The sequence below is a fragment of the Pseudoalteromonas ardens genome (assembly GCF_030125445.1).
Lineage (GTDB): Bacteria > Pseudomonadota > Gammaproteobacteria > Enterobacterales > Alteromonadaceae > Pseudoalteromonas > Pseudoalteromonas ardens.
In genome coordinates this window covers 1201034-1222433 of the sequence record NZ_JASJUV010000002.1, presented here as the reverse complement: position 1 = coordinate 1222433, position 21400 = coordinate 1201034, and the positions used below count along the sequence as shown (strand labels likewise).

At 47.6% G+C, this 21400-nt stretch carries 19 protein-coding genes; 6 read left to right on the top strand and 13 right to left on the bottom strand.

What is annotated here, in order from left to right; genetic code table 11:
• Nucleotides 1-57: 57 nt before the first annotated feature.
• Nucleotides 58-657 (bottom strand): Yip1 family protein, encoded by a 600-nt coding sequence (locus QNM19_RS10390; protein WP_058796058.1) that lies wholly within the window; start codon nucleotides 655-657, stop codon nucleotides 58-60.
• Between the two features lie 342 nt (nucleotides 658-999).
• Between QNM19_RS10390 and miaE the strand changes: the two genes are divergently transcribed.
• On the top strand, nucleotides 1000-1791 hold the full coding sequence (gene miaE, locus QNM19_RS10385) for a tRNA isopentenyl-2-thiomethyl-A-37 hydroxylase MiaE (protein WP_010382724.1): 792 nt from the start codon (nucleotides 1000-1002) through the stop codon (nucleotides 1789-1791).
• Between the two features lies 1 nt (nucleotide 1792).
• Here the strand turns inward: miaE and QNM19_RS10380 are convergent, their stop codons facing one another.
• Nucleotides 1793-2515, bottom strand: a complete 723-nt coding sequence (locus tag QNM19_RS10380) for a UDP-2,3-diacylglucosamine diphosphatase (protein WP_049865777.1) — start codon at nucleotides 2513-2515, stop codon at nucleotides 1793-1795.
• An 82-nt stretch (nucleotides 2516-2597) separates the two neighbouring features.
• On the bottom strand, nucleotides 2598-3092 hold the full coding sequence (locus QNM19_RS10375) for a peptidylprolyl isomerase (RefSeq protein WP_010382721.1): 495 nt from the start codon (nucleotides 3090-3092) through the stop codon (nucleotides 2598-2600).
• 206 nt (nucleotides 3093-3298) lie between these two features.
• Between QNM19_RS10375 and cysS the strand changes: the two genes are divergently transcribed.
• Entirely contained in the window at nucleotides 3299-4678 is a 1380-nt protein-coding gene (gene cysS, locus QNM19_RS10370) for a cysteine--tRNA ligase (RefSeq protein ID WP_049865776.1), read from the top strand.
• A 505-nt stretch (nucleotides 4679-5183) separates the two neighbouring features.
• On the opposite strand, the gene QNM19_RS10365 is transcribed toward cysS, so the two are convergent.
• From QNM19_RS10365 to QNM19_RS10340, 6 genes are all read right to left on the bottom strand, one after another.
• Nucleotides 5184-7070, bottom strand: a complete 1887-nt coding sequence (locus tag QNM19_RS10365) for a hypothetical protein (protein ID WP_156202408.1) — start codon at nucleotides 7068-7070, stop codon at nucleotides 5184-5186.
• 250 nt (nucleotides 7071-7320) lie between these two features.
• Nucleotides 7321-7770, bottom strand: coding sequence for a hypothetical protein (locus tag QNM19_RS10360; RefSeq protein WP_049865774.1), 450 nt, complete (start codon nucleotides 7768-7770; stop codon nucleotides 7321-7323).
• Nucleotides 7771-7986: 216 nt separating this feature from the next.
• The gene (locus QNM19_RS10355; RefSeq protein ID WP_156202407.1) at nucleotides 7987-9207 is read right to left on the bottom strand and encodes a hypothetical protein; all 1221 of its coding nucleotides are present in this window, start codon (nucleotides 9205-9207) and stop codon (nucleotides 7987-7989) included.
• Between the two features lie 42 nt (nucleotides 9208-9249).
• On the bottom strand, nucleotides 9250-10077 hold the full coding sequence (locus QNM19_RS10350) for an outer membrane lipoprotein-sorting protein (RefSeq protein WP_082225545.1): 828 nt from the start codon (nucleotides 10075-10077) through the stop codon (nucleotides 9250-9252).
• 93 nt (nucleotides 10078-10170) lie between these two features.
• Nucleotides 10171-12522, bottom strand: coding sequence for an efflux RND transporter permease subunit (locus QNM19_RS10345; RefSeq protein WP_284026669.1), 2352 nt, complete (start codon nucleotides 12520-12522; stop codon nucleotides 10171-10173).
• Nucleotides 12523-12715: 193 nt separating this feature from the next.
• Nucleotides 12716-13471, bottom strand: a complete 756-nt coding sequence (locus tag QNM19_RS10340; RefSeq protein ID WP_284026668.1) for a TetR/AcrR family transcriptional regulator — start codon at nucleotides 13469-13471, stop codon at nucleotides 12716-12718.
• Nucleotides 13472-13690: 219 nt separating this feature from the next.
• Between QNM19_RS10340 and QNM19_RS10335 the strand changes: the two genes are divergently transcribed.
• Entirely contained in the window at nucleotides 13691-14557 is an 867-nt protein-coding gene (locus QNM19_RS10335) for a gluzincin family metallopeptidase (RefSeq protein ID WP_284026667.1), read from the top strand.
• Between the two features lie 29 nt (nucleotides 14558-14586).
• Here the strand turns inward: QNM19_RS10335 and phaC are convergent, their stop codons facing one another.
• The 3 genes from phaC to QNM19_RS10320 form a co-directional block, all read right to left on the bottom strand.
• A complete protein-coding gene (gene phaC, locus QNM19_RS10330; RefSeq protein WP_049866548.1) occupies nucleotides 14587-16356 on the bottom strand; it encodes a class I poly(R)-hydroxyalkanoic acid synthase in 1770 nt (589 codons plus the stop codon).
• Nucleotides 16357-16481: 125 nt separating this feature from the next.
• Nucleotides 16482-16829 (bottom strand): phasin family protein, encoded by a 348-nt coding sequence (locus tag QNM19_RS10325; RefSeq protein ID WP_010382711.1) that lies wholly within the window; start codon nucleotides 16827-16829, stop codon nucleotides 16482-16484.
• Nucleotides 16830-16919: 90 nt separating this feature from the next.
• Nucleotides 16920-17669: an SDR family oxidoreductase gene (locus tag QNM19_RS10320; RefSeq protein ID WP_010382709.1), complete on the bottom strand. Its 750-nt coding sequence runs from the start codon at nucleotides 17667-17669 to the stop codon at nucleotides 16920-16922.
• Between the two features lie 600 nt (nucleotides 17670-18269).
• Here QNM19_RS10320 and QNM19_RS10315 point away from each other — a divergent pair.
• Entirely contained in the window at nucleotides 18270-18668 is a 399-nt protein-coding gene (locus QNM19_RS10315; RefSeq protein WP_284026666.1) for a rhodanese-like domain-containing protein, read from the top strand.
• Between the two features lie 65 nt (nucleotides 18669-18733).
• Here QNM19_RS10315 and QNM19_RS10310 read toward each other — a convergent pair whose 3' ends face one another.
• The gene (locus tag QNM19_RS10310; RefSeq protein WP_284026665.1) at nucleotides 18734-19777 is read right to left on the bottom strand and encodes an alkene reductase; all 1044 of its coding nucleotides are present in this window, start codon (nucleotides 19775-19777) and stop codon (nucleotides 18734-18736) included.
• Between the two features lie 126 nt (nucleotides 19778-19903).
• On the opposite strand from QNM19_RS10310, the gene QNM19_RS10305 reads away from it, so the two are divergent.
• Complete coding sequence (locus tag QNM19_RS10305; protein WP_049866539.1) at nucleotides 19904-20485, top strand: TetR/AcrR family transcriptional regulator; 582 nt, start codon at nucleotides 19904-19906, stop codon at nucleotides 20483-20485.
• Between the two features lie 141 nt (nucleotides 20486-20626).
• On the top strand, nucleotides 20627-21313 hold the full coding sequence (locus QNM19_RS10300; protein WP_049866540.1) for a DUF4336 domain-containing protein: 687 nt from the start codon (nucleotides 20627-20629) through the stop codon (nucleotides 21311-21313).
• Nucleotides 21314-21400: the final 87 nt, after the last annotated feature.

Genomic DNA, 21400 nt, shown 5'->3' with positions numbered 1-21400 from the left:
ATAAAAGCAAAGGAAGCGAGCTGACCTATGCACCTCAGTGGGGCATAAGCGCGCTCCCTAGGTAAATGTAGGACTGATTATGCCATTCGTCCACAATATCGCGGTTGCAGCCAGAATTATCACCAATAAAACCAGGCCACAGGTCACCACTGAGCTGGCATAGATAAATCCACGCTCTTCCGGTATGTGCATCAGAATAGGCACACCTGTGTAGAGCAGATAGACTGAGTAGGCAAGTGCTGCCAGACCCACCGACACCACAAACCACAATTCAGGGTAAAAGGCGGCAAAGGCCGACATAAACACGGGGGTTGCCGTGTACGCCGACAATTCCAGCGTTTGCGTGTAGGTTGGTTTAGCGCCGAAAGTGACAGCCATCCAGTGCGCCAGATAAGACAGCGCGAATACGCCAATGATCAGGGCAAAATACATGGCAATGCCAATCAATACGGCACTGTTATGGGTGAGGAAAACGGCATCCCCGGTGCCTATTTTCCAGCCAAGATAAACGGAAGAATAGTAGCCCATTAAACTTGGGATCAGGGCAATCAAGGCAATGTGAGATAAACTGTAGGTCGCGCTTTCGTGGCGGTTGTCTATGGTTTGCCACTCTTCGATTGGGTGGGCATATAAGCCCCACAGATGATTTAAAATCATAACGAGCCCCTCAAAAAAGATTGTTGTCCGACGTGCCTAAGTTGCCCGGTGATCACGGGTGCACTCCTTGTCTTTTATAACAGCTTAGTAACATCATGAGCGGATGCGGCTAATCTGCGTAATCACCATAAAAACGGGACCACTGGCGACGCCTGTGAGTATGAAATTTATACAACATCACTTTAGTTATGAAAGATTGGTTAATTTTTGTCAAGAAACAAATCTGAAATCCCAGCGTCTTTGATCTGGCACAAACTTATGTTAACTCGCAGCCTCTCATAGTGCCCTCTGGCACGCTTGTGGTAGAATGGCGGCAATTTTTTGCGAATGATTATCTGAGACATGTTAGAGAAGTATGCCGACCTGCTGGCACCCATTTATCAGTTTCTGGGATGTGAAACGCCCGACAGCTGGATAGACGAAGCGAAAAAACCAGCACATCTTCAAGCCTTGCTGGTTGATCACATGCACTGTGAGCTGAAAGCCGCACAAAGCGCCGCTTTTTTAATCCGTAAATATGCGGTAGATAACGCTTCTGCGCAGACTTTGTTGGGCTGGATCAAGCCTTATGAAGACTTTGTCTACCGTAAAATTGGCGATGGTCAGTTTAGTGCCAGTAAGAATGAGCTCATTGGTAGCTTAACCGCCAAGCCCGAGTATGCCTACAATCAGGATATTCTGGATAAAATGGTGCGACTAATCAAAGAAGAGCTGCATCACTTTGAGCAGGTACTGGATATCATTAACGAGAAAGGGTTACGAGTCCAGAGCCTCAATGCATCCCGTTATGCGTCTGGGATGATCAAGCATGTGCGTACGTTCGAACCGGCGGCACTAATTGATAAACTGATCATAGGTGCCTTTATCGAAGCACGTTCTTGTGAGCGGTTTGCCAAATTGGCACCGTATCTGGAGCCGGACATCGGACGTTTTTATGTGTCGCTGCTGCGCTCAGAAGCACGTCATTATCAGGATTATCTGGAATTGGCGCAGCAAGTTGCCGACGCCACGGATCCACAGCGGTTCGATATTGCGGCACGCGTTGGTGAATTTAAAGAGATCGAAAACGCGCTGATCTTAACGCCAGATAGCGATTTTAAATTCCACAGTGGTGCGCCACAACTGGTTGCATGAGCTAGTCTGAAAAAGGATGCTGAGTGAGGCTCTGACCTTGCTCAGTCGCCACCAGGTAAGAGCTTTGGCTATACCAGTCACCTAACACCGTGCGGGTCTGGTCAGTATAATGATGGACATCAGGCCTGTGTGTGTGGCCATGGATCATGTTGCTGACTTTGTAGCGGGCAAACATGGCCAGCACGGCTTCCTCGGTCACATCTAAAATTTCTGGCGCTTTACCCATCTGGCTTTGTTTGCTTTTCTCTCTGGCATTGCGTGCTACCCTACGACGATACCATAAGGGCATAGACAGCATTAGTCTTGGCCACCACCAGCCACGGCTTTTTTTACGAAATTTCTGATACACCTCGTCCTGCGTACACATTTCATCACCGTGTAAAATGACGGTTGGGGTGCCGTACAGGTCAATGACAGTTTGCTCGGGCAGTAAGGTCATGCCGCATAGTTTGGCGTAATGCTGACCTACCAGGAAATCCCGGTTGCCATGGATAAAGAACAATTTGATACCGCGTTCGGAAATGGCGCGCAGCTTAGTTGCAATCTCCAGTGCCAGCGGATTGCCTTCGTCATCGCCAATCCAGACCTCGAAAAAGTCACCTAAAATGTACAAGGCATCGACGTCATCCTGCATATGTTTAGCAAGGAAACGGTAGAAGGCGGCAGTGATGTCAGGGCGGTGCTCGGTTAAATGCAGATCAGAAATAAAGTAGCTTTTGCGCATGGAGACAACTTCAGGCTAGGGCAGGAAAGGAGAAGAGGGACGTATGCGTGACACATCCCTCTCAAGCTGTAAAAGCAGTCGTTTACTCAGCAACGAATGCTTTTTCAATCACAACATCTTCCAGTGGAACATCCTGATGGAAGCCCGCAGAGCCCGTCGCGACGTCTTTAATCTTGTTCACGATGTCCATGCCTTCAGCAACTTCACCGAATACACAGTAACCCCAGCCCTGTGCCGTTTCACTGCTGAAGTTCAAAAAGTCATTGTCGTTCACATTGATAAAGAACTGGGCCGTTGCAGAGTGCGGATCAGGCGTACGTGCCATTGCCAGCGTGCCTGTTTTATTGGCAACGCCATTATTGGCTTCGTTTTTAACTGGCGCACCGACTTCTTTTTGGTTCATGCCAGGCTCGAAACCGCCGCCCTGAACCATAAAGCCATCAATAACACGGTGGAAGATAGTGCCGTTGTAAAAACCAGATTCAACGTACTTTAAGAAGTTCTCAACCGTTGCCGGCGCTTTGTCAGCAAACAGGTTGATTTTGATATCGCCAAAGTTTGTTTGTAAAACAACCATAACAGGTCCTTGATTTACATGTTTCATATTAGGAGCCTATTTTATAGCACAAATTGATAACTACAAAGTCCCAGAGTGGACGAGCGGCGAAATTGTCAACTAACTGTTACTTTTTCATCCACTGAGCGCAGGATTTTTTATAGAGCCAGAGCGGTGCAAGTGATATGATTGCAGGGAATTTGGATAAATTTTAGGAATAAAGCTACATGTTGCAGATCTACAACACACTAACACGTCAAAAGACTGAGTTTAAACCGCTTGTGGAAGGCAAAGTAGACATGTACGTGTGTGGTATTACTATCTATGACTTCTGCCATGTAGGCCACGCCCGTACTTATGTCTCTTTTGATGTGATGAATCGCTACCTGCGCCACTTGGGCTATCAGGTCACTTATGTGCGTAACATTACGGACGTGGACGATAAAATCATTAAACGTGCCGCAGAGAACAATGAAGAGATCGACACGCTGACTGTACGTATGACCAAGGCCATGCACGAAGACTTTGAAGCGCTCAATATTCTGCCAGCAGACATTGAGCCGACTGTCACCGGCCATATGGATGAGATCATCGTAATGATTGAGCGCCTGATTGAGAAAGGCCACGCCTATGTCGCCAGTAATGGCGACGTGCTGTTCGATGTTTCTACCTTTGAAGCGTATGGCCAGCTGTCTCAGCAGGATCTGGATATGCTTCAGGCGGGTGCGCGCGTTGAAGTGGCAGAAGGCAAAGACGATCCGCTTGACTTTGTTCTGTGGAAAAAAGCCAAAGCCGGTGAGCCTAGCTGGACATCACCCTGGGGTGAAGGCCGTCCGGGCTGGCACATTGAATGTAGCGCGATGAGCTCTAAGCATTTGGGTGAGTTTTTTGATATCCACGGTGGTGGCTCTGACTTGCAGTTCCCGCACCATGAAAACGAAATTGCGCAGTCATGCTGCGCCAACAACGGTCGTTACGTAAATACCTGGATCCACACCGGAATGGTGCAGGTAAACAAAGAGAAGATGTCTAAATCACTGGGTAACTTCTTTACGGTGCGTGAAGTGCTTAAAGCGTATGACCGTGAAACCGTGCGTTATTTCCTGATCAACGGCCACTACCGTAGTCAGTTGAACTACTCACAGGAAAACCTCGAGCAGGCACGTTCATCATTGGAGCGTATCTACACGGCACTGCGTGGCGTTGAACTGGTTGACACGGAACTGGCGGGCAACCCGTTCGTTGCACGTTTTGAAACGGCAATGAACGACGACTTCAACACCCCGGAAGCGCTGCCGGTGATTTTTGAGCTGGCGAAAGAAGTGAACTTGCTGAAAGACTCAGATGCCAAAGCGGCGGGTGAACATGCCTTTATCCTGGTGAAACTCGCGGAAGTACTGGGTATTGCCCAACAAGATCCGGAAGCTTTCTTACACGGTGACCAGGACGAAGACGAAGTGGCAAAAATTGAAGCCCTGATAGAGCAACGCAAAAATGCTCGTGCTAACAAAGATTGGGCTGCAGCCGATGCCGCGCGTGATGCTTTGACCGCAATGGGTGTGGTACTGGAAGACAGTGCCGGTAAAACGACTTGGCGTAAAGCTTAACATAAAATCATATAAGAGCTTTCTATCAAGGCATATGTACTCGCATATGCCTTTTTTCTTTTCTGTAAGCTCAGTTTCAGAGCGAGTATTCTTGTATCAAAAACGGCATTTTTGGCATTGTTTTCGTTATGTTGTCTGGAAAGAAGCCCGAAAGAGGGGTTTTAGGGATTTAATTTAACATGAGAAGGTGATTGCTCGTTCAAAGCCAAAGACCAGGAACGAGCCGTATCAATTAGCACTATCTTGGGGTATAAGTTGATAAAGCTTTTAAAGTCATGGCGATGGAAGAGATAGTCACTGCCTGCCATGATTAGTGTATCGTCCGGCTGTGCGACTTCTTTAGTAAAAAATTTGAAAAAATGTCAGATTGATGACAAACAAACCGAAAAGGCGTTGTTTTGGTTCGTTGGTAAGGGCTTCGAAGCCTTGCTTCGCCCTGAAATCCATGACAAAAAGATTCTTAAGCAAATAAAGGTTGCCAGCTTCTGCTGGCAACCGCACTGTATTAACGAGCAGGTTGCATGCTGGCTTGCTCGTCACTAGCAGGTTGGCTATTCGCACTGTTCCCATCGTTTAGGCTTTGTTCACATCCTGCCCACCAGCAGGGGGTTTGCTCAATAAAGCGCTGCACCGCATCGAATTTATGTGCCAGTTCGCGGGATTGAGTCTGATATTCTTTGAGTGGAAATGCGCCCCAGCTGTCCCAGCGGCCGATGCTTTCAAACACCACATATAGTCCCGCACCGGATGCCTGCCAGTCGTTCAGGTGGTTGGTAAAGGCTGCTGCCATACGCGGGTCACGATTGGCGCTCAGGAATAAAGCCTCGCTAATGGTATCTCGCCCGTCGCGAATATCTCCGGCATAGGTGAGGTGCTGACCGCCTTCATAAGCTGCCAGCATTAGGCCGTCTTGCTGGGCCAGTGCCAGGTTGCCCTGAATGTTGTCTCTGGCCTGTGCCAGTGCGCCATGCTCAGGTGCCTGCCACCAGGGTGGCTCATCGGGGTTGTAAGTCAGGCCATACAGTATGCCCGAGTCCATTTCCTCGAACAGGTTATTCAGGCCTTCAGCGCCGTTGCTGGCCCAATCCCGTAAAATAGGCAAATATTTTTGATCGGCAAAGTATCCGGCAAAATAGCTGCCCACTGCCAGCACATCCATATTATCGGCACACCGCCGACCCACACTCGCTGCGTGAATAGGGCAGTTCAGTGCTTGTTCGCTTATCCAGGGTACACCGGTCTGGCCACCCATCACGCATTGTATCCGGCCTGCTGCCTCGGCAAACTCTGCTTTGATGATGTCGCACATCTGCGCGCTGCGCAGTCCGTAGTAGTTCATGCGATACTCAATGTCGTGGTAGCTGGTGTCGGGCCACTGGGCTTTCCCTTGTTCCTCCAGATACAGGCCATCGAAAATATATGGCCAGGCGTTATTCCACAGCTCGTTGCCAAACTCCACATAAATAGCAGAGTTGCCTTCGCTTTGCGTCTTCAGCAGCCGGGCAAACTGGCGGATATAGTCATCATCTACCCGAACCGGGAGCGTGTACCAGGGCTCGGCACCCAGCTTGTTACTCATGGCAATGGCCACTTCATAGGGGCTGCCGCCATTGAGGGCCCAGCTGGCGTAATCGTACTGGTTTCTCTGCGCCCAGTGCTGAACCGGGTTGTCTATGGTGCTCAGTAGCTGCATAAAACGCAAAGTACGGAACTGACGCATGTCATCCAAAAAGAGTGGATGGAATAGACGTTCCTGATAGCTGTGCTCGAATGAAACAAATTGGTCAGGATTAGCACAGTCTGCAGCACTGGCGGCATAATCCGTAGCGGCGTCACTGCAACTACCGCCCGGGGTAATAATGCGGATATTACGGATGTGGTTGCCGGTATTGTTTGGGTCGGTGGTGTGGATCTGCAAGTGAAAGAAACTGTTTGCGGCCATACGTACTACATCGCGCCCGGGTTCCGAGCTGATGAGTTCAGGGCCCGAGTAATAGAGCTCGCCTTCGCCCTCATATAAAACCACAAACTCGCCAACCGGGTGGTGCGGGTTATCGTGATAAATAATGGTGGTGACATAGTGAAAAGGCGCATCGGGTGAGTCGCCCGGTAAAGATCGCGGCCAGCCTTGCTCGTCCAGGTCCAGCAACGCTTGATCGCCGGTGTTGTATTCCCAGGTGTGGGCATTACTGGTTGCCCACAGTTGACCGCTACCGTTAGAAGCATGCTTCATGACATCCAGTGTGGTCCACTGACTTGACCAATAGTTAATGCCGGTAAGATTAATCCCCACGCCTGAGTTGGCGTTATCGCTGGTTGCTGCCAGCAGAGGAAGAGAAAGAGCGAGCGATAAAGCCCCGGCTGTGAGGGTTGCATAAGTAGGTGTTTTCATAAGTTTGACCATTCCAATTGACCAAAAAGACGTCATCCATTTTGTTGCAGCGCACTGTACAATGCTGTGTGTCCTTGAGTTAAGCGCACAGCACTGAGTGACAGTATTCACTGCATCCCTGCAAAAGGTGAAGTTCTGAGCAAACGCCTTTCACAGAGAAATAAATTAGCAGTGATAGTAAACAAAGAGGATACGAAAAAGGCATGGTTTGGTAGGTTTTTTTGCGCGGATAGCAATAAAGCAAAACCCATCAGAGCGTATTTCTTTCACCCCACAGCCTGATTGTGCCCAATACGTAAAAAGTACCATAAACACAACATATCAGTGAACTGAGCAGCCAGAAGGTAGTGGAATTTTGTTGTATCATCGGGGAATTGGTCACGAAGGGAGCAAGCAAACCACCTGCACCCCGAAGGGAGTAAATTGCGCTAATGAGCACCAGGCCAGTTTTTAGCAGGGGTAGTTTTAATATCAGGCCTGCACCGGAAAAAGCATATAGCCCCCAGAGTGCTAAAATAGTGGCAATTGTCGAGGTCACTATTGTTGGGTAGGGATCTTCTGCCGCGGCCAGATTGGCCATTTCCTCACCAGCCCCCAGTGCCAGGTACCAGTCAGGGCCACCCCAAATACACATAAGGTGAAGGAATGACGCTATAAAGCTCAAACAGCCCGCGATAAAGAGTGGACGATTATTCTCCATGTGAGCTCCTTGTGGCTTTAACTGCGTGAAGCACTGCTATTTTGATACCAAGGGCAAAGCAAACCGACTCTCAAACTGGGGTTAAATTACCATTGGATTTCACTGCTTACAAGGCATTGTGTATACCAATTAGGTAATTAAGAGCTTTTTGGGATGATAAGAAGAACCAGCTTCCCTGCCAGTTATTCATCAACCAAAAAAGAGGGGGTGCCCCGTTCAGAAATACCACTCCAGGGATAGCTGTACGTGGTCATCTTCTTTTATCGCGTTTAAAAAGTCAGTTGGTTCTGAACTTTGCATCAATCTTACATCGACGCTAATTTTTACATCTTCACCTAAACGGCGATTAGCTTCCAGGATAAAGTTCACTGCACTGTGATCTAGGTCTGAGCCGAAGCCCATCAACAGTTCGCTGCTTTGAATATCATTCAATGCTAACCTGGCCCCCATGAAGATGTCGTTTTGCATTGCAGCTCCGGGATTGTTATTGTCACCTGCTCCCCGGGAGTCCCAGGCATATTCAACTAGCAACCCCAGATCAGCAGCAGAGTTGAAAACACCCACATAGGTATATTCAAATCCAGCCTGAGTTGCTACAAAGTCTTCTTCACTGGTACTGCGGTAAATGGTTTCGAATTTCCATAACCAGTCATCTACCGTTGCCTGAACGTCCACACCAAGCTGGTCCATCTGTAAATAATAAGGGGAGAGTCCGATGGGCTCTATCCCATTAATAGTATCAGGCGAACTGACAAAACGTGGTGTTAAAATTGGCTCGCGGTTAGTACCGTGAAACCAGTAAACCCCCAGGTCAAACACACCTATGCTATGGCTCCAGCGCGTTGCAAAATCGAGGTGATTTTCTTCTGCTGAGGATTCATAGCGCACACTGTCAGTGTCTACAACTAGATCTGAGCGCAAACGAGCGTGTTTGTCACTGAAGGTGCGCTCCCTAAATCCAGGCAAGACATACAAGTCCACAATCCCCCAGTCCCTCACCAGAGAGAGGTTTAGCATTTGCTGGCCGAGCTTATCTTCGCCATCAAAGTCTTCAACGCTATCGGTTTGATTGATCACATCGACCAGGTGTTGAAATTCAGTGACGCCCCAAAACTCCTTGCGAATACCTGCGCGCAACTCCCAGTCATCACCGACATACACATATGACAATTCGCGAATGTCGCCATGGTCTCGTTCACTGTCGCGCTCATCAAATCGGTAGTAAGGCTTAAAGGTGACGGACTGAACCCCGTCATCCCAGCTCCAGTATAGTTCTGGTTCCACATAGATTGAGCCCTGTGTGTTCCCTAACTGGTCTTTATACTGACCCTTATTAAAAAAGTAGCGCTGCTCCGCGCCCACTTTACCGGACAGTTCGAACTCCGCTGCATGCAAATAGGAGGTAGCCATCGCACAGCTCAGCGCGATGGCACTCATTAGTCTCTTTTTAGTCAAAGTGCTCGCTGACTTCAACATAGCTTAGCGCGCTCTTTTCAAAGAATTACGGTTAAAGTCACTGTCGGTCAAACCAGTTTTAAAGGCGTAGTTTTGCCATTTTAATGTAGTGCTTTTACCACTTTGATGGTTGGTCATCTCTGCACTGTCGGCGCGCCAGTATTTGCCCAGATACTGTTGATACCCCTGATAGGACAGGGTTTTAAGCAAAGTGTTTTTGCGGTCATAAAAGTCGACTTTTTGTAAGCGGTATTCGGATTGGTCGATCCAGACCACGCGACGGGTATAGCCTGAGTTCTCATCAACAGGGAACTGCTCCACGACAAAGTTATCCAGGCCGTTCAGTTGTTCATCACCGACGTAATTGTAGCGATACTTTTCAATTTCAAAGGAGCTGAGATCCTCAAAAGAGAACTCTGATCCCATGAAAGGACCTGATTTATTGCGCGACGCGATGCGTTTAACGCGCTTCAAAGACGGTAGGTACAGCCACTGATCGTCATTGCCAACTGGGTGTGAAAAGCTTAAAAAAGACGTGCCTTTAACATCTCTGGGTTTGTTAAAGATCGTCAGGCTTTTATCGCCATCATCCAGTAGCTCCAGGGTTTTAGTGGATATTTCCCTGATACTTTCCTGACCCTGTTTGTTACGCAGGATCATCAGCATATCCGCGGTTGAGTCTCCCCAACCGGTATCGCGGGCTTTTGCTTCTTGTGAGATCGCAAGGCCTTTAGCCTCTGCTGCTGCACTGCCCTCAGTGGATGCTGACGCAGAAAAAGCTGCGAAAGTCAGTAAGCTGGTAAAGAACATGCCATTCAGGGTTTGTGATTTAAAAGCGGGTTTGTTGAACATAGGGTACTCCAGATTATTTGTTTCTTTGTAAAGCTACACTCTGCCTGCATCTGTGCTGTGGCAGAGTGTCGCCATTGTTTGCGTGTAAGTGACTTAGCCGGTGGTATTTGCCAATGGCGTGTCGGTTTGTTGTGTTTCCTCGCTTTGTGCAGATGACTGCGTATTTTTACGCTTGTCGAGCATCATCAGCAGAGGAGGAAGGAACAGGAAGTCGACAACTAAAGCCACAAAAATGGTGATTGCAGTCATTAGGCCCATATCAGCATTGAGGCTAAAGGAGGACTGAGCTAACACAATGAACCCGGCAACCAGTACAAATGTCGTGGTCCATAAGGCTGTACCAACATGTCCAAAGGCATATTTAACCGCGGTGTGCGTGTCGGCCTTTTGCTCGCGACGGGCATGCAGGTATTTACTCAGGAAGTGCACGGTATCATCGACCACAATACCCAGTGTCATGCCTATCACAACGGAAATACTCATACCGACCTGACCCACGCTCAGTCCCCAGATACCAAAAGCTACGCCTGCCGGAATTAAGTTTGGCAACAGGCTGATTGCGCCAAAGCGCCAGCTCTTTAAGGCCACACCTAGAATCACAGAGATCAGTAGCAGTGCCAGTACGGTACCGAGCAACATGCTGTTGATACTACGCTGACCAATATGGGCAAACATCAGGCTTGGGCTGGCTATGTCGACCTTGTACTGAGCTGCATGAGTGCCGAACCAGCTTTGGATTTTGCTTTCCAGTGCGATAAGCTCATTGCTGGTCATGTTTTTGAACGTCCCCACGATTTTTGACGACGATTTGTCTACGTTAAGCTGGTTGTTTAAGTCGAGACCGTAGGGCAGCGACATTTCGTACAGCAACAGATACTGTGCAGCCATTTCCTGATCGGTTGGTAACCTGTACCAGGCGGGGTCGTCGCCATGCATGTTTTTGTTCAGGCGCTTCAACGTATCTGTGATTGTGTTTACGTGGTCGGTTTCCGGTTGATCGCGCAACCACTCACTAAAATCAGAGACGGTACGCAGATACTCGGGTTTATTGATGCCACTGGACTCGTTAGTCTGAACAGAGATCTCAAGTAGGGTCATGCCTGACAGGTGTGTCTGCATGAAGTCTGTTGCAACGCGATAAGGCACGGACGTATCAAAGTACTTGACGAAATCATCGTTCAGTTCATTTTTAGGAATGAACAACGCTGAAGCAATGATGAGAGCGCTGGTGACGGGCAGAAGTAAGCGACGTTTTTTAATAACAAACTCGGCCAGTTTCTCCATCTTGCCGTGCTTTTTCGTGCTCACTTGTTTTACCTTTATCGGTAGTACACTCAACAATGCTGGGAAAATTGTGATAGCAAAAACAAACGCCAGCATCACACCTATGGCCACCATGTTGCCCAAATCATGGAAAGGCGGTGAATCGGAAAAGTTCATACTCAGGAAGCCAATCGCGGTTGTTACACTGGTGAGCAAAATTGGCTGGAAGTTCAGGCGCAGGCTGCGCGCTATAGCGGTTTTTTTGTCGGCGCCACGGCGCATTTCGTAAAACATGCTCGACAGAATATGGATACAGTCTGCCACTGCGAGCGTCAGGATCATGGTTGGTGCAGATGAAGAAGGGCCTGTTAAGAAAATTCCCATCCAGCCGGCAATGCCCATTGTGGTTGCAATGCTCAGAATAATCACGACGACGGTTGCAAAAGTGCCTGTTATGGTGCGTAACAGGACGCCGATAAATACAATCACTATCAGGAACATGAGTGGCACCAGCGTAGCGCTATCGCTCATTGCAACATCGGTAAACGCGCCATTCATCATAACCATGCCAGACAGATGTACTTCGACGTCTGGGTTATTAGCCAAAAAGGTATTGGTCATGTTCTTTACGAATGCAGAGACCTCAGGTACTTCTGCATTGAGGTCAATGCCAGGGAACTGAATACTGACGTTTACAACAGAGACGTGACCTTGCGGTGATACAATTTTGTTTACCAGCAGTGGTTCCCTGACCGCAATTGATTTGATTTTGTCAAGATCCGCCTGACTCAGAGTTCGCGTATCACCTACCAAATCTTCAACGATCAAATCGTCTTCCTCTGCGTAGGTGTATTGAAAATTAGTTACCGAATCTACCCGTGTTGAATAGGGAATTTGCCAGCTTTGTTTGGTCAGTTCTTTCAACGATTGCAGGTGCTGTGCAGTAAATACATTGCCATCTTTGGGCACCACAACAAAGGATACGTTGTCACTTTTGGAGTAAATGTTTTGCATCGACTCATAAGCGACAAGCTGCGGGTTGTCTTTTCCAAAGAACACCCTATAGTCACTCTTAAACACCAGATTCTGCGCCCCAGAAGCGGCGAGAAATGCTAAAGTCAGGCTCACAAGGATGACCCAGTAAGGGTGCTTTCCAACAAAGCCAAATAGCTTGTCTTTCATATGCTCTCCATTGTGACGAATCGTCACTATAGTATTCTAAAAAAAGGGCAAAAATGCCCAATTAACTCTTCGTTTTTAGGTCAATAGTTTTCTTTTATGGTGACGAATCGTCACTATAAGTTTTAAAAAAAACGGCAAAAAGCCGCTCAATTATGCGTGTAAAGCGCATCCATGCATAAACGCGCATTATACCTTATTCAAAACACAGTTCTCTTCCCATGGCCTTCATCAATGCCAGTTCACTCGGGAAGACTTTTTGTAACGCCAGTTCAATTTGTTGGCGATAGTTATGCTCTCGGGTAGCGGGAAGCCATTGCAAGCCATCAAATAGCAGATTTGCCTGGTTAAGTAATTCGCGCTCCACAACCATACCTGATGCGCCACTGCATTGTTCCACTTCGTTTGACAGCAGTGAAATGGTGCCAAAATTCTGCGACCAGATAGCAAAGCACACCTGGTGCATTGTCATGTGCGCAGGTAAAATCAGTTGCTTTTTCGCTATTGCATCCTCAATTATACCCATAGTGGCACTCATCACCTGGGCCTCCAGGCGTTCCTGCTCCTGGAGACGCTTTTCACTCGATTTACCATACACATTGGGGCTTCTTGCACATTGAACACTTTTAAATAAAGCCGGATGTAATATGGCATAAATTAGGTACGATATATTTAACAACAACATACGTTCACGCGGGCAGCCTTTGTGTTGTGCTGCTCGGCTGAATAAATCGTACATGATGGCAATGGCTTGGTTTCCAATTGCCAAAAACAAGTCTTCTTTGCCAAGAAAGTGTTTATATACAGTACCTTTCGAATAAGAAACGGCAGCCACAACCTTATCCATGGTAATGTTCTCCACGCCGAGTTTGTCAATCAGCGCGATTGTAGTGTCAATAATTTCTTGCTCTCGTGCTCTGAGGCTGAATTCATCTAATACTTTGGGTGCCATGTTTACCTGGATAGTCTGTTCACAATTTTATATATGACGATTCGTCACATATGGTCGTATCGTAGTGGAATTTTGTCTATTGTCAATAACAATTAATTTCTCAACATTGTTAATTCACTCGCGATGAGGCGTGTTGCCCGCTGAACAATAGACTATTACAGTACGTCACAAATACTTTGTGTATGTTATGGTGAGAGAAAGAGGCTAACGGGAGGCATGATGCGTGGATCGATAGTGGCGATATTACTGTGCGCGCAGGGTTGGGCCACGGAAGTGGTTTACCAGGATTTGCATGTGCTCGATGGCAAGCAACAAGCCATTGTTAAAAGTTGGCTGAATCAGGGACTCAAAACGACCGAGCAGACTTTGGGACCCCTGGCACAATCTCATCTGCCAGTGAAGTTACAAAACGTGTATTTGAGCAGTGAGCCGGTCCCCTGGGGAGCCGTAAATCGCTCGGAAGTGGATGGAATTGAGTTGCATATCAGCTATTTCGCGACGCAGCAGCAGCTGATCAGCGACTGGACCCTGTATCATGAGCTGGCCCACTTATATCATCCTTTGCTCGATTATCCGGATTTCTGGTTAGCTGAAGGGCTTGCCACCTATTTACAAAACATCATTATGCTGCACGGCGGTGTGATCACCACTGATGAGTACGTACAGCGGATCATGGCTGGCCTGGAGCGGGGCCGATTGGGCACCTGGGAGACACCAGGTCCACTTGCCCGGGTCAGTGAGGATATGTGGCGGCTCAGGGCTCATGCTCGTGTTTACTGGAGTGGTGCGGCATTTTTTATAGAAGCAGATCTGGCATTGCGGCAAAAAGATCCGGCGCTGACTTTGGTGAGTTTGCTAAAGCGCTATCAGACCTGTTGCAGGACGCAGGCTCCAGCGGGGCAGCCAGACAGCGCAAAGGTGTTTCTGGGTCAGCTGGACAGGCTCTCTCGCAGCAGTATATTTAGTAATCTTTATCACAGTTATAAGCTGCGCCAGGATTTTCCAAGATTAAGCAAGCAGGCTGTCAGACTGAGTGGTTTACATATGATGTCAGCCAGACACAGTGAGCTGCTCCGGCAAAAATAAAGGCTGCCAATTGGCAGCCTCTTAGTTGGTTAGATTTTAACTTTAACGTACTCACCGGGCGCAGCATAAATGCCTGGATTGGTTTTGCTGCTGGTAACGCGCTTGGGCACTTTCTCGTCGGTATACTGGCTTAACCATTTACCCCAGTGTGGCCACCATGAGCCACTCTGATGCTTGGCTTTGTCCAGCCAGGCATTGGCTTCACCGGTTGCTTCCGGGCCATACCAGAAACCATATTTCTCGGCGGCTGGTGGGTTTATCACACCGGCAATGTGACCTGATTCACCCAATACAAACGTGGTTTTTGCGCTGGTGTGCTGAATACCCTGGAAAGTAGCCTGCCACAGGGCGATATGGTCGTCTCGCGTGGATAACATATACACCGGTTGTTTGACTTTACTGAGGTCTATCTTAGTGCCTCTGACTTCAATTTCGCGAGGTTGTACGAGGCGGTTTTCCAGATACAGGTCGCGCAGCATAAAATTATGACATTTTGCGGTGAGGTTGGTGCTGTCGCCGTTCCAGTACAGCAGGTCCAGATCCATGGGGGCCTCACCTTTCAGGTAGTTATTAACGTAGTAATTCCAGTACAGGCTGTTTTCGCGCAGCATGCTGAATGAGACGCCCAGCAAATGGCCATGCATGATACCATTTTGCAGGTTGTATTTTTCCAGCGCAGAAATCGTCGGCTCATTAACAAATACGCCAATCTCACCAGGCTGCGAGAAATCCAACAGGGTCGTTAACAAGGTGGCACTCTTGATACGGTGCTTCATGCGTTTCGAGACAAAGTATGCCATCGCTGTGGTGACCAGAGTACCCGCAATGCAGTAACCCACGGCATTGACATACGCTTCACCGGTTTGCTTTTCAATGGCATCCAGCGCAGCAATAACCCCATCTACGATGTAGTCTTCAAAACCCACATCAGCCATACTGGCATCCGGGTTTTTCCATGAAATCATAAACACAGTATGGCCCTGATCAACAGACCATTTCACCAGAGAGTTCTGTTGTTTTAGATCCAGGATATAGTATTTATTGACATAAGGTGGCACGATCAGCAGAGGCGTTTTGAATACGTCTTTGGTGGTGGCATCATACTGAATAAGTTCGAATAAATGATTCTGGAATACCACGCGCCCAGGGGTGGTCGCGATGTCTTTACCCAGCTCAAAAGCGTGTTCGTCAGTCATGCTGATCCGCAGCATGTCACCACTTTTGGCCAGGTCTTTTTTAAACATGTCCAGCCCTTTGATCAGGTTTTCACCTTTTGAATCTAACGTCAGCTTAAGCAGCTCAGGGTTGGTGGAAATAAAGTTGCTGGGGGAAATAGAGTTCACGACCTGGCGGGCAAAAAATTCCAGACGCTCTTTGAGCTTGTCATCCAGTCCTGGTGTTTCACGGATAGATGACAATAAAGACTGACCAAACAGCAAATAGCTTTGTTTGATGTAATTAAACCAGGGGTTATCACGCCATTCTTCGGCCTTGAAACGGCGGTCTCCGCGCTCCGCTTCGATGATATCAGGTTGTTCGGTGTCGAATCCCTGACCCCAGGTTTGTTGCATAATTTTGATTTGTTCCTGCCACCAGTCAAACTGATGCTGAACAAAGGTTTCTGGCTGCTTCGCTATTTCGTTCAACCAGATACCAAAATCCCGGGCACTTTGCTCGTTCAGGGCTTGTTGAACGGGGTTTTCTTTGAGCAGGTTATTACTGAATATAGTGTAGAGATCTTGATTGTACTGCCACCAGGCCGTCAGCGTTTTATTAAGATCTGTGTTATCGGTATCCATTACTCGTGTCCTAATAGGCAAATTGATTGCACGTGTCTTGTGTCGTGTTTGGTATAGCGGATCAGCCACTACAAAAAACAGGCTAAAAAAATGCCCCCGCAACAGGCAGGGGCAGACGACAGCGATTAAGCTTTAGCAGTGGTTTTAACACTGTCTTTAGAAATTGCGTCTAGGTGCTCTTTGAACTCGTTGCCAAGTTGAGTCAGTTTCTGACCATCGTCGATCATTTGCTGGCTTAGCTTGTTCATTGCAGTGAGCTGGCTTGCGTTGAAGTCGATGAAAGATTTAACATCTTTTACTTCAGCGGCTGTTTTAAGCTGCTCAACAGAAGTTTTAGTGAAGCTTTCTGTTGCATCAAGCTGGATTTGAGCCAGTTGCTCAATGTTTTTAGCAACCAGTTGGTTGAACTTGATTGCCGGAGAGAAAAACTGCTCGCTTTGCTCAGTAAAAGTTTTCATTAGATCGTTGTACATGGTGTGCTTCCTGTTTATCAAAAAAGTCCGTATAGGTAGCGTTACTGCCCAGGTACTTCAGAGCGTAGGCTCAATCCTGATATACGCCGCTTAGTTCATATAAAGTCCGCCGTTAATCGCCAGCGTTTCACCTGTGATATAGCCTGCCTGATCAGACGCCAGGTAAGCGACCGACTGAGCCACTTCGAGTGGCGTGGCTAAGCGCTGCATCGGCACTTGTGCCTTGATGCTTTCAAGCACATCTTCACGCATTTTTTCAACCATAGGGGTAGCTGTATAGCCAGGGGCAACCACGTTTACGGTTACGCCTGCGCGGGCGCCTTCGTAAGCCAGCGCTTTGCTGAAGCCGATCATACCGGCCTTGGCAGCCGAATAGTTCGCCTGACCAAACTGACCTTTTTGGCCGTTCACGCTGGAAATATTGATGATGCGGCCTGATTTGTTTGCACACATGTGTGCAAAGACCGGGTGAGTCATGTTGAACATAGAGTTAAAGTTGGTGTCGATAACTTCCTGCCATTGTGTCAGGGTCATCTTTTTAAATGAGGTATCCCGAGTGATGCCTGCATTGTTCACCAGAATATCAATGCGACCAAACTGGTCGATTACGTCATCTAGCTGTTCCTGGCACGCCTGGTGATCAGTCACATCCAGGAATATGCCATGTACGGCAGCCGGGTTGATTGACTGCTCATTGAGCCATGCGTCAATATCCGCTGAGGTACGTCGTGGGCTGGCAACAGCCACTACAAAACAGTTTGCATTTACCAGCTCTTTGACGATAGCTGAACCGATGCCACCCAGTGCACCAGTGACGACTGCGATTTTTTTGCTTTCCATATTGCTCTTCCGAACTTAAGGCGGCTCAACTATCGCACTTCTAAGCCACGTTTCCGGTTGGGTTTTATACAACCGAAAAGGTTTACGAACTGGCGTTATTGTTATCCGTCATTGTGACGAATTAATAACCGATATATTTAATTCCCAAGACAAATTTTCATCGGTTTATTCGTTATTTTTGTTTTGTCCCTTATAGGGGGTTAAAGCATTGTCATATCAGGGGTGATAAAAAATATAGCAAAATAGAGTAAAAGCTCAAGTTTTACTCAGATGTTTCTTTTCCATTGACTTACCAAGTGATCACTAGCTTCAAGATATTAGTAATAGAAGTAAAATAAGCTGATGAGTATTAGACTATAGCCTTAGTTGTCTTACCAATGAGCCAGATCAAATAACTAAGTAATTGTAAATTAAATGGTAAGGTTTCAGCATGAAAAATTCCCATCTTGCGTAATGTGCCTGTTGTGGGTAAGTCCAAATCAAGAAAGAGTATTATTCCCATATTCTCACTTTGTGAAATTAAATTATTCCTAAGGTGAATAATGTACTTTTTTGCTACGCTTTCAGTTACAGGAAAGTCTATGAAGTAGAGAGCGTTATATGGTAAGGAGTTGTATTTTTGCGTTGCTCAGTGTGTTTTGTTTAGTTGCACAAGCAGCAACCGATATCATTAGTCAGCAGGCATTGCTGCGCAATCAGATGTCAGCCCGGCCGCATGTCATAGTGGATGTCAGAAGTGCAGCCGAGTTCGAGGCAGGACATCTCAAAGGGGCCATTAATATTCCATTTGACCAGATCTCACAGCATCAATCTTTATTGGACACACTCAAACCCGACACGCTGGTGGTTTATTGTCGCTCCGGGCGTCGTGCTGCCATTTTTGAACAAGCGTTGGCTGAGCAGGGCTTTAGCCTGTTGCACCTGAGTGGCGATTTCCGTGACTGGCAAGCTGCCCAGCTGCCCGTGATTACGCCCGACCCCGTAAAGACTGAGCAGTGATCATCTTTAATAAGGTAAACAGAGCGGAAGGGGATCATCCGCATCTGTTTCCTGCCTGCAATTGGTTATACTAAGGTCTCCAGCATTTCTTCAGAATAGGGCGTCAATGTTTCACCCTGTCTGACTTTTTCGACGTAATCCGGGTTGGCAATAAAAGGCCTGCCAATTGCCAGTAAGTCAAAACGGTCGTCACGGAGTGCTTGATCACCTGATTGAGGTGTAAAGCCGCCCACGCCAACCAGAGTTTTACTATAGTTGGCTCTGACGTAATCAGAGACCCGCCCACCCAGGAAGTCAAACTCCATGGCGTCATCAAAAGTACCTATATGCACAAATGCCAGTGTACGCTGCTCCAGTTGTGCCAGCAGGTAATCAAAAACAGTTCTATCACGGGGATCAGCCTGCATATTGAAGTAAGCGCCTGGTGTCAGACGCACGGCTGTGCGCTCTGCACCAATACGATCTGCGATAGCGTCGATAACTTGCAGAGCAAAACGACTCATATTTTCAGGGGTTCCACCGTACTCATCAGTACGAGTGTTACTTTCATAATGTAAAAACTGGTCTATCAGATAACCGTTGGCAGCGTGAATTTCAATGCCATCAAAACCCGCATCAATGGCATTGCTGGCGGCTTGCGAATAATCGGCAATAAGCTGATTGATGTCATCAAGTGTGGCCGGTGTTGGTGTGATGTAGCTCAGATCCCGCATTCGGGGCACAGTACCTTCCACTTTCTCAGCACTGGGTGCCAGTACTTTATCACCATTATAAAAGTGCGGGTGAGCGACCCGGCCAGTATGCCATAGCTGGGCAAAAATCTTACCGCCCCTGGCATGCACCGCATCGGTTACTTTGCGCCACCCGTCAATTTGTTCGCTCGTAAACAGGCCTGGTGTATTCGGATAACCCTGAGCGTCTGGACGAATGATGGTGGCTTCAGAGATAATGAGCCCGGCATCGGCCCGGCGTGCATAATAGTCGGCCATTGCCTCAGTTGGCACTAAGTTATCATCCGCCATACAACGGGTAAGCGGCGCCATCAAAATACGATTTTGTAGTGAAATTTGATCATTTAATGCATAAGTTTCAAACAGTTTGCTTGTCATAGTCGGACCCAGTTAGTTTTTGAATGCTTATTCAAGATATGATCGTTTGAATGAACGTTCAAGTATATTTTGAACAAATGTTCAAAAATGAGTAAAATGCATTACGTTTGATGAGGAGAGTAATGAATGCGCAGTGCTGAATTTGATAAAGAGCAGGTACTCAGAGCCGCGATGACGGCTTTTATGGAAAAGGGGTATGCAAAAACCAGTATGCAGGATCTCAAAGCGGCAACTGGATTGCACCCGGGTTCCATCTACTGTGCGTTTCAAAACAAGCGCGGCCTGCTGTTGGCGGCACTGGAGCAATATAACCGAGATCGCAGCGATGAGTTACAGGCACTGTTTTCACAACACCCTTCTGCCAGTGCCGGACTGGCAGCGTATTTGACGCACGTGGTGGAGGAATGTGTGAGTTATGATCCACAAAAGTTATGCCTGACACAAAAAGCACTGAACGAACTGGCCGAGCAAGATGAAGAGGCGCAGGCTATTCTCAGTGAGCAATGTGCCATGTGGCGCAATGCACTTTGCGCAGTATTTGAGCGCATTGCTGAGCAGGGGGATCTGGCTGGTACGCGCAGCGCTTTGGATAGAGCGCGTAGCCTCATTGTCAGTATTTATGGGCTACGCACTTTTGCGCACACCCATCCGGAGCCACAGATCATGCGCGATCTGGGTGCACAGATACTTAAAGACGTCTGTCAGTAAAGTAAAATTTACGCGTTATTTGGTCATGCGACAGTGTGTATTGGATAAAATATCAGCAAATGTGTTAGTCTCAAATCTCATTACTTTTTCTTATATTAGATGAGTTTGATGAGGGGAAATTAGGTCCCCAGGGAGATTAATATGAGACAGCTGGACGAGAATATCTGGATCTTCGATGGTGAAGCCGTATCGTTTTTCACCATGCCATTCACTACCCGGATGACCATAGTACGTTTACCTTGCGGCGGCCTTTGGGTGCACAGTCCAATCCGCCTGACGCCTGAATTACGAGCGCAAGTGGATGCGCTTGGACCTGTGCTCTATCTGTTAGCACCGAATCATCTGCACCATTTATTCATGTCGCCCTGGCAGGAAACCTACCCGGAGGCACAAACCTTTGGCACTGAAGAGGTCAAAGAGAAATGCAAGACACTCAGTTTTGATGGGGTCCTAGATAATGAGCAGCATTACCCGTGGGCTAATACTCTGAAAACAATGCTTTTTACCGGCTCACCCGCAATGGAAGAAGCGGTGTTTTTCCATCCTCAAAGTCGCACTTTGCTGGTTACAGACCTGATAGAAAACTTTGATCCGAACAGCCTGAATACATTCCAGCGTTTTGTGGCGAAAGGTGCCGGCGTAGTGGCACCTGACGGTCAGACACCACTGGACTGGCGACTGAGCTTTATATTTCACCATGACACGGCAAGGGCACATCTGAACACCATACTAGACTGGGCACCCGAACGTCTGGTCATGGCGCATGGTTTGATCATTGAAAAAGACGCCGTTGCTTTTTTGAAACGTGCTTTCGAGTGGCTTGAATAAAACACTTAATTATATGATTTTTATAATTATAAATTGAATTTTTTAGTATAAATCGCCGCGCCTGTAAGACCAAAGTTGATAACAATT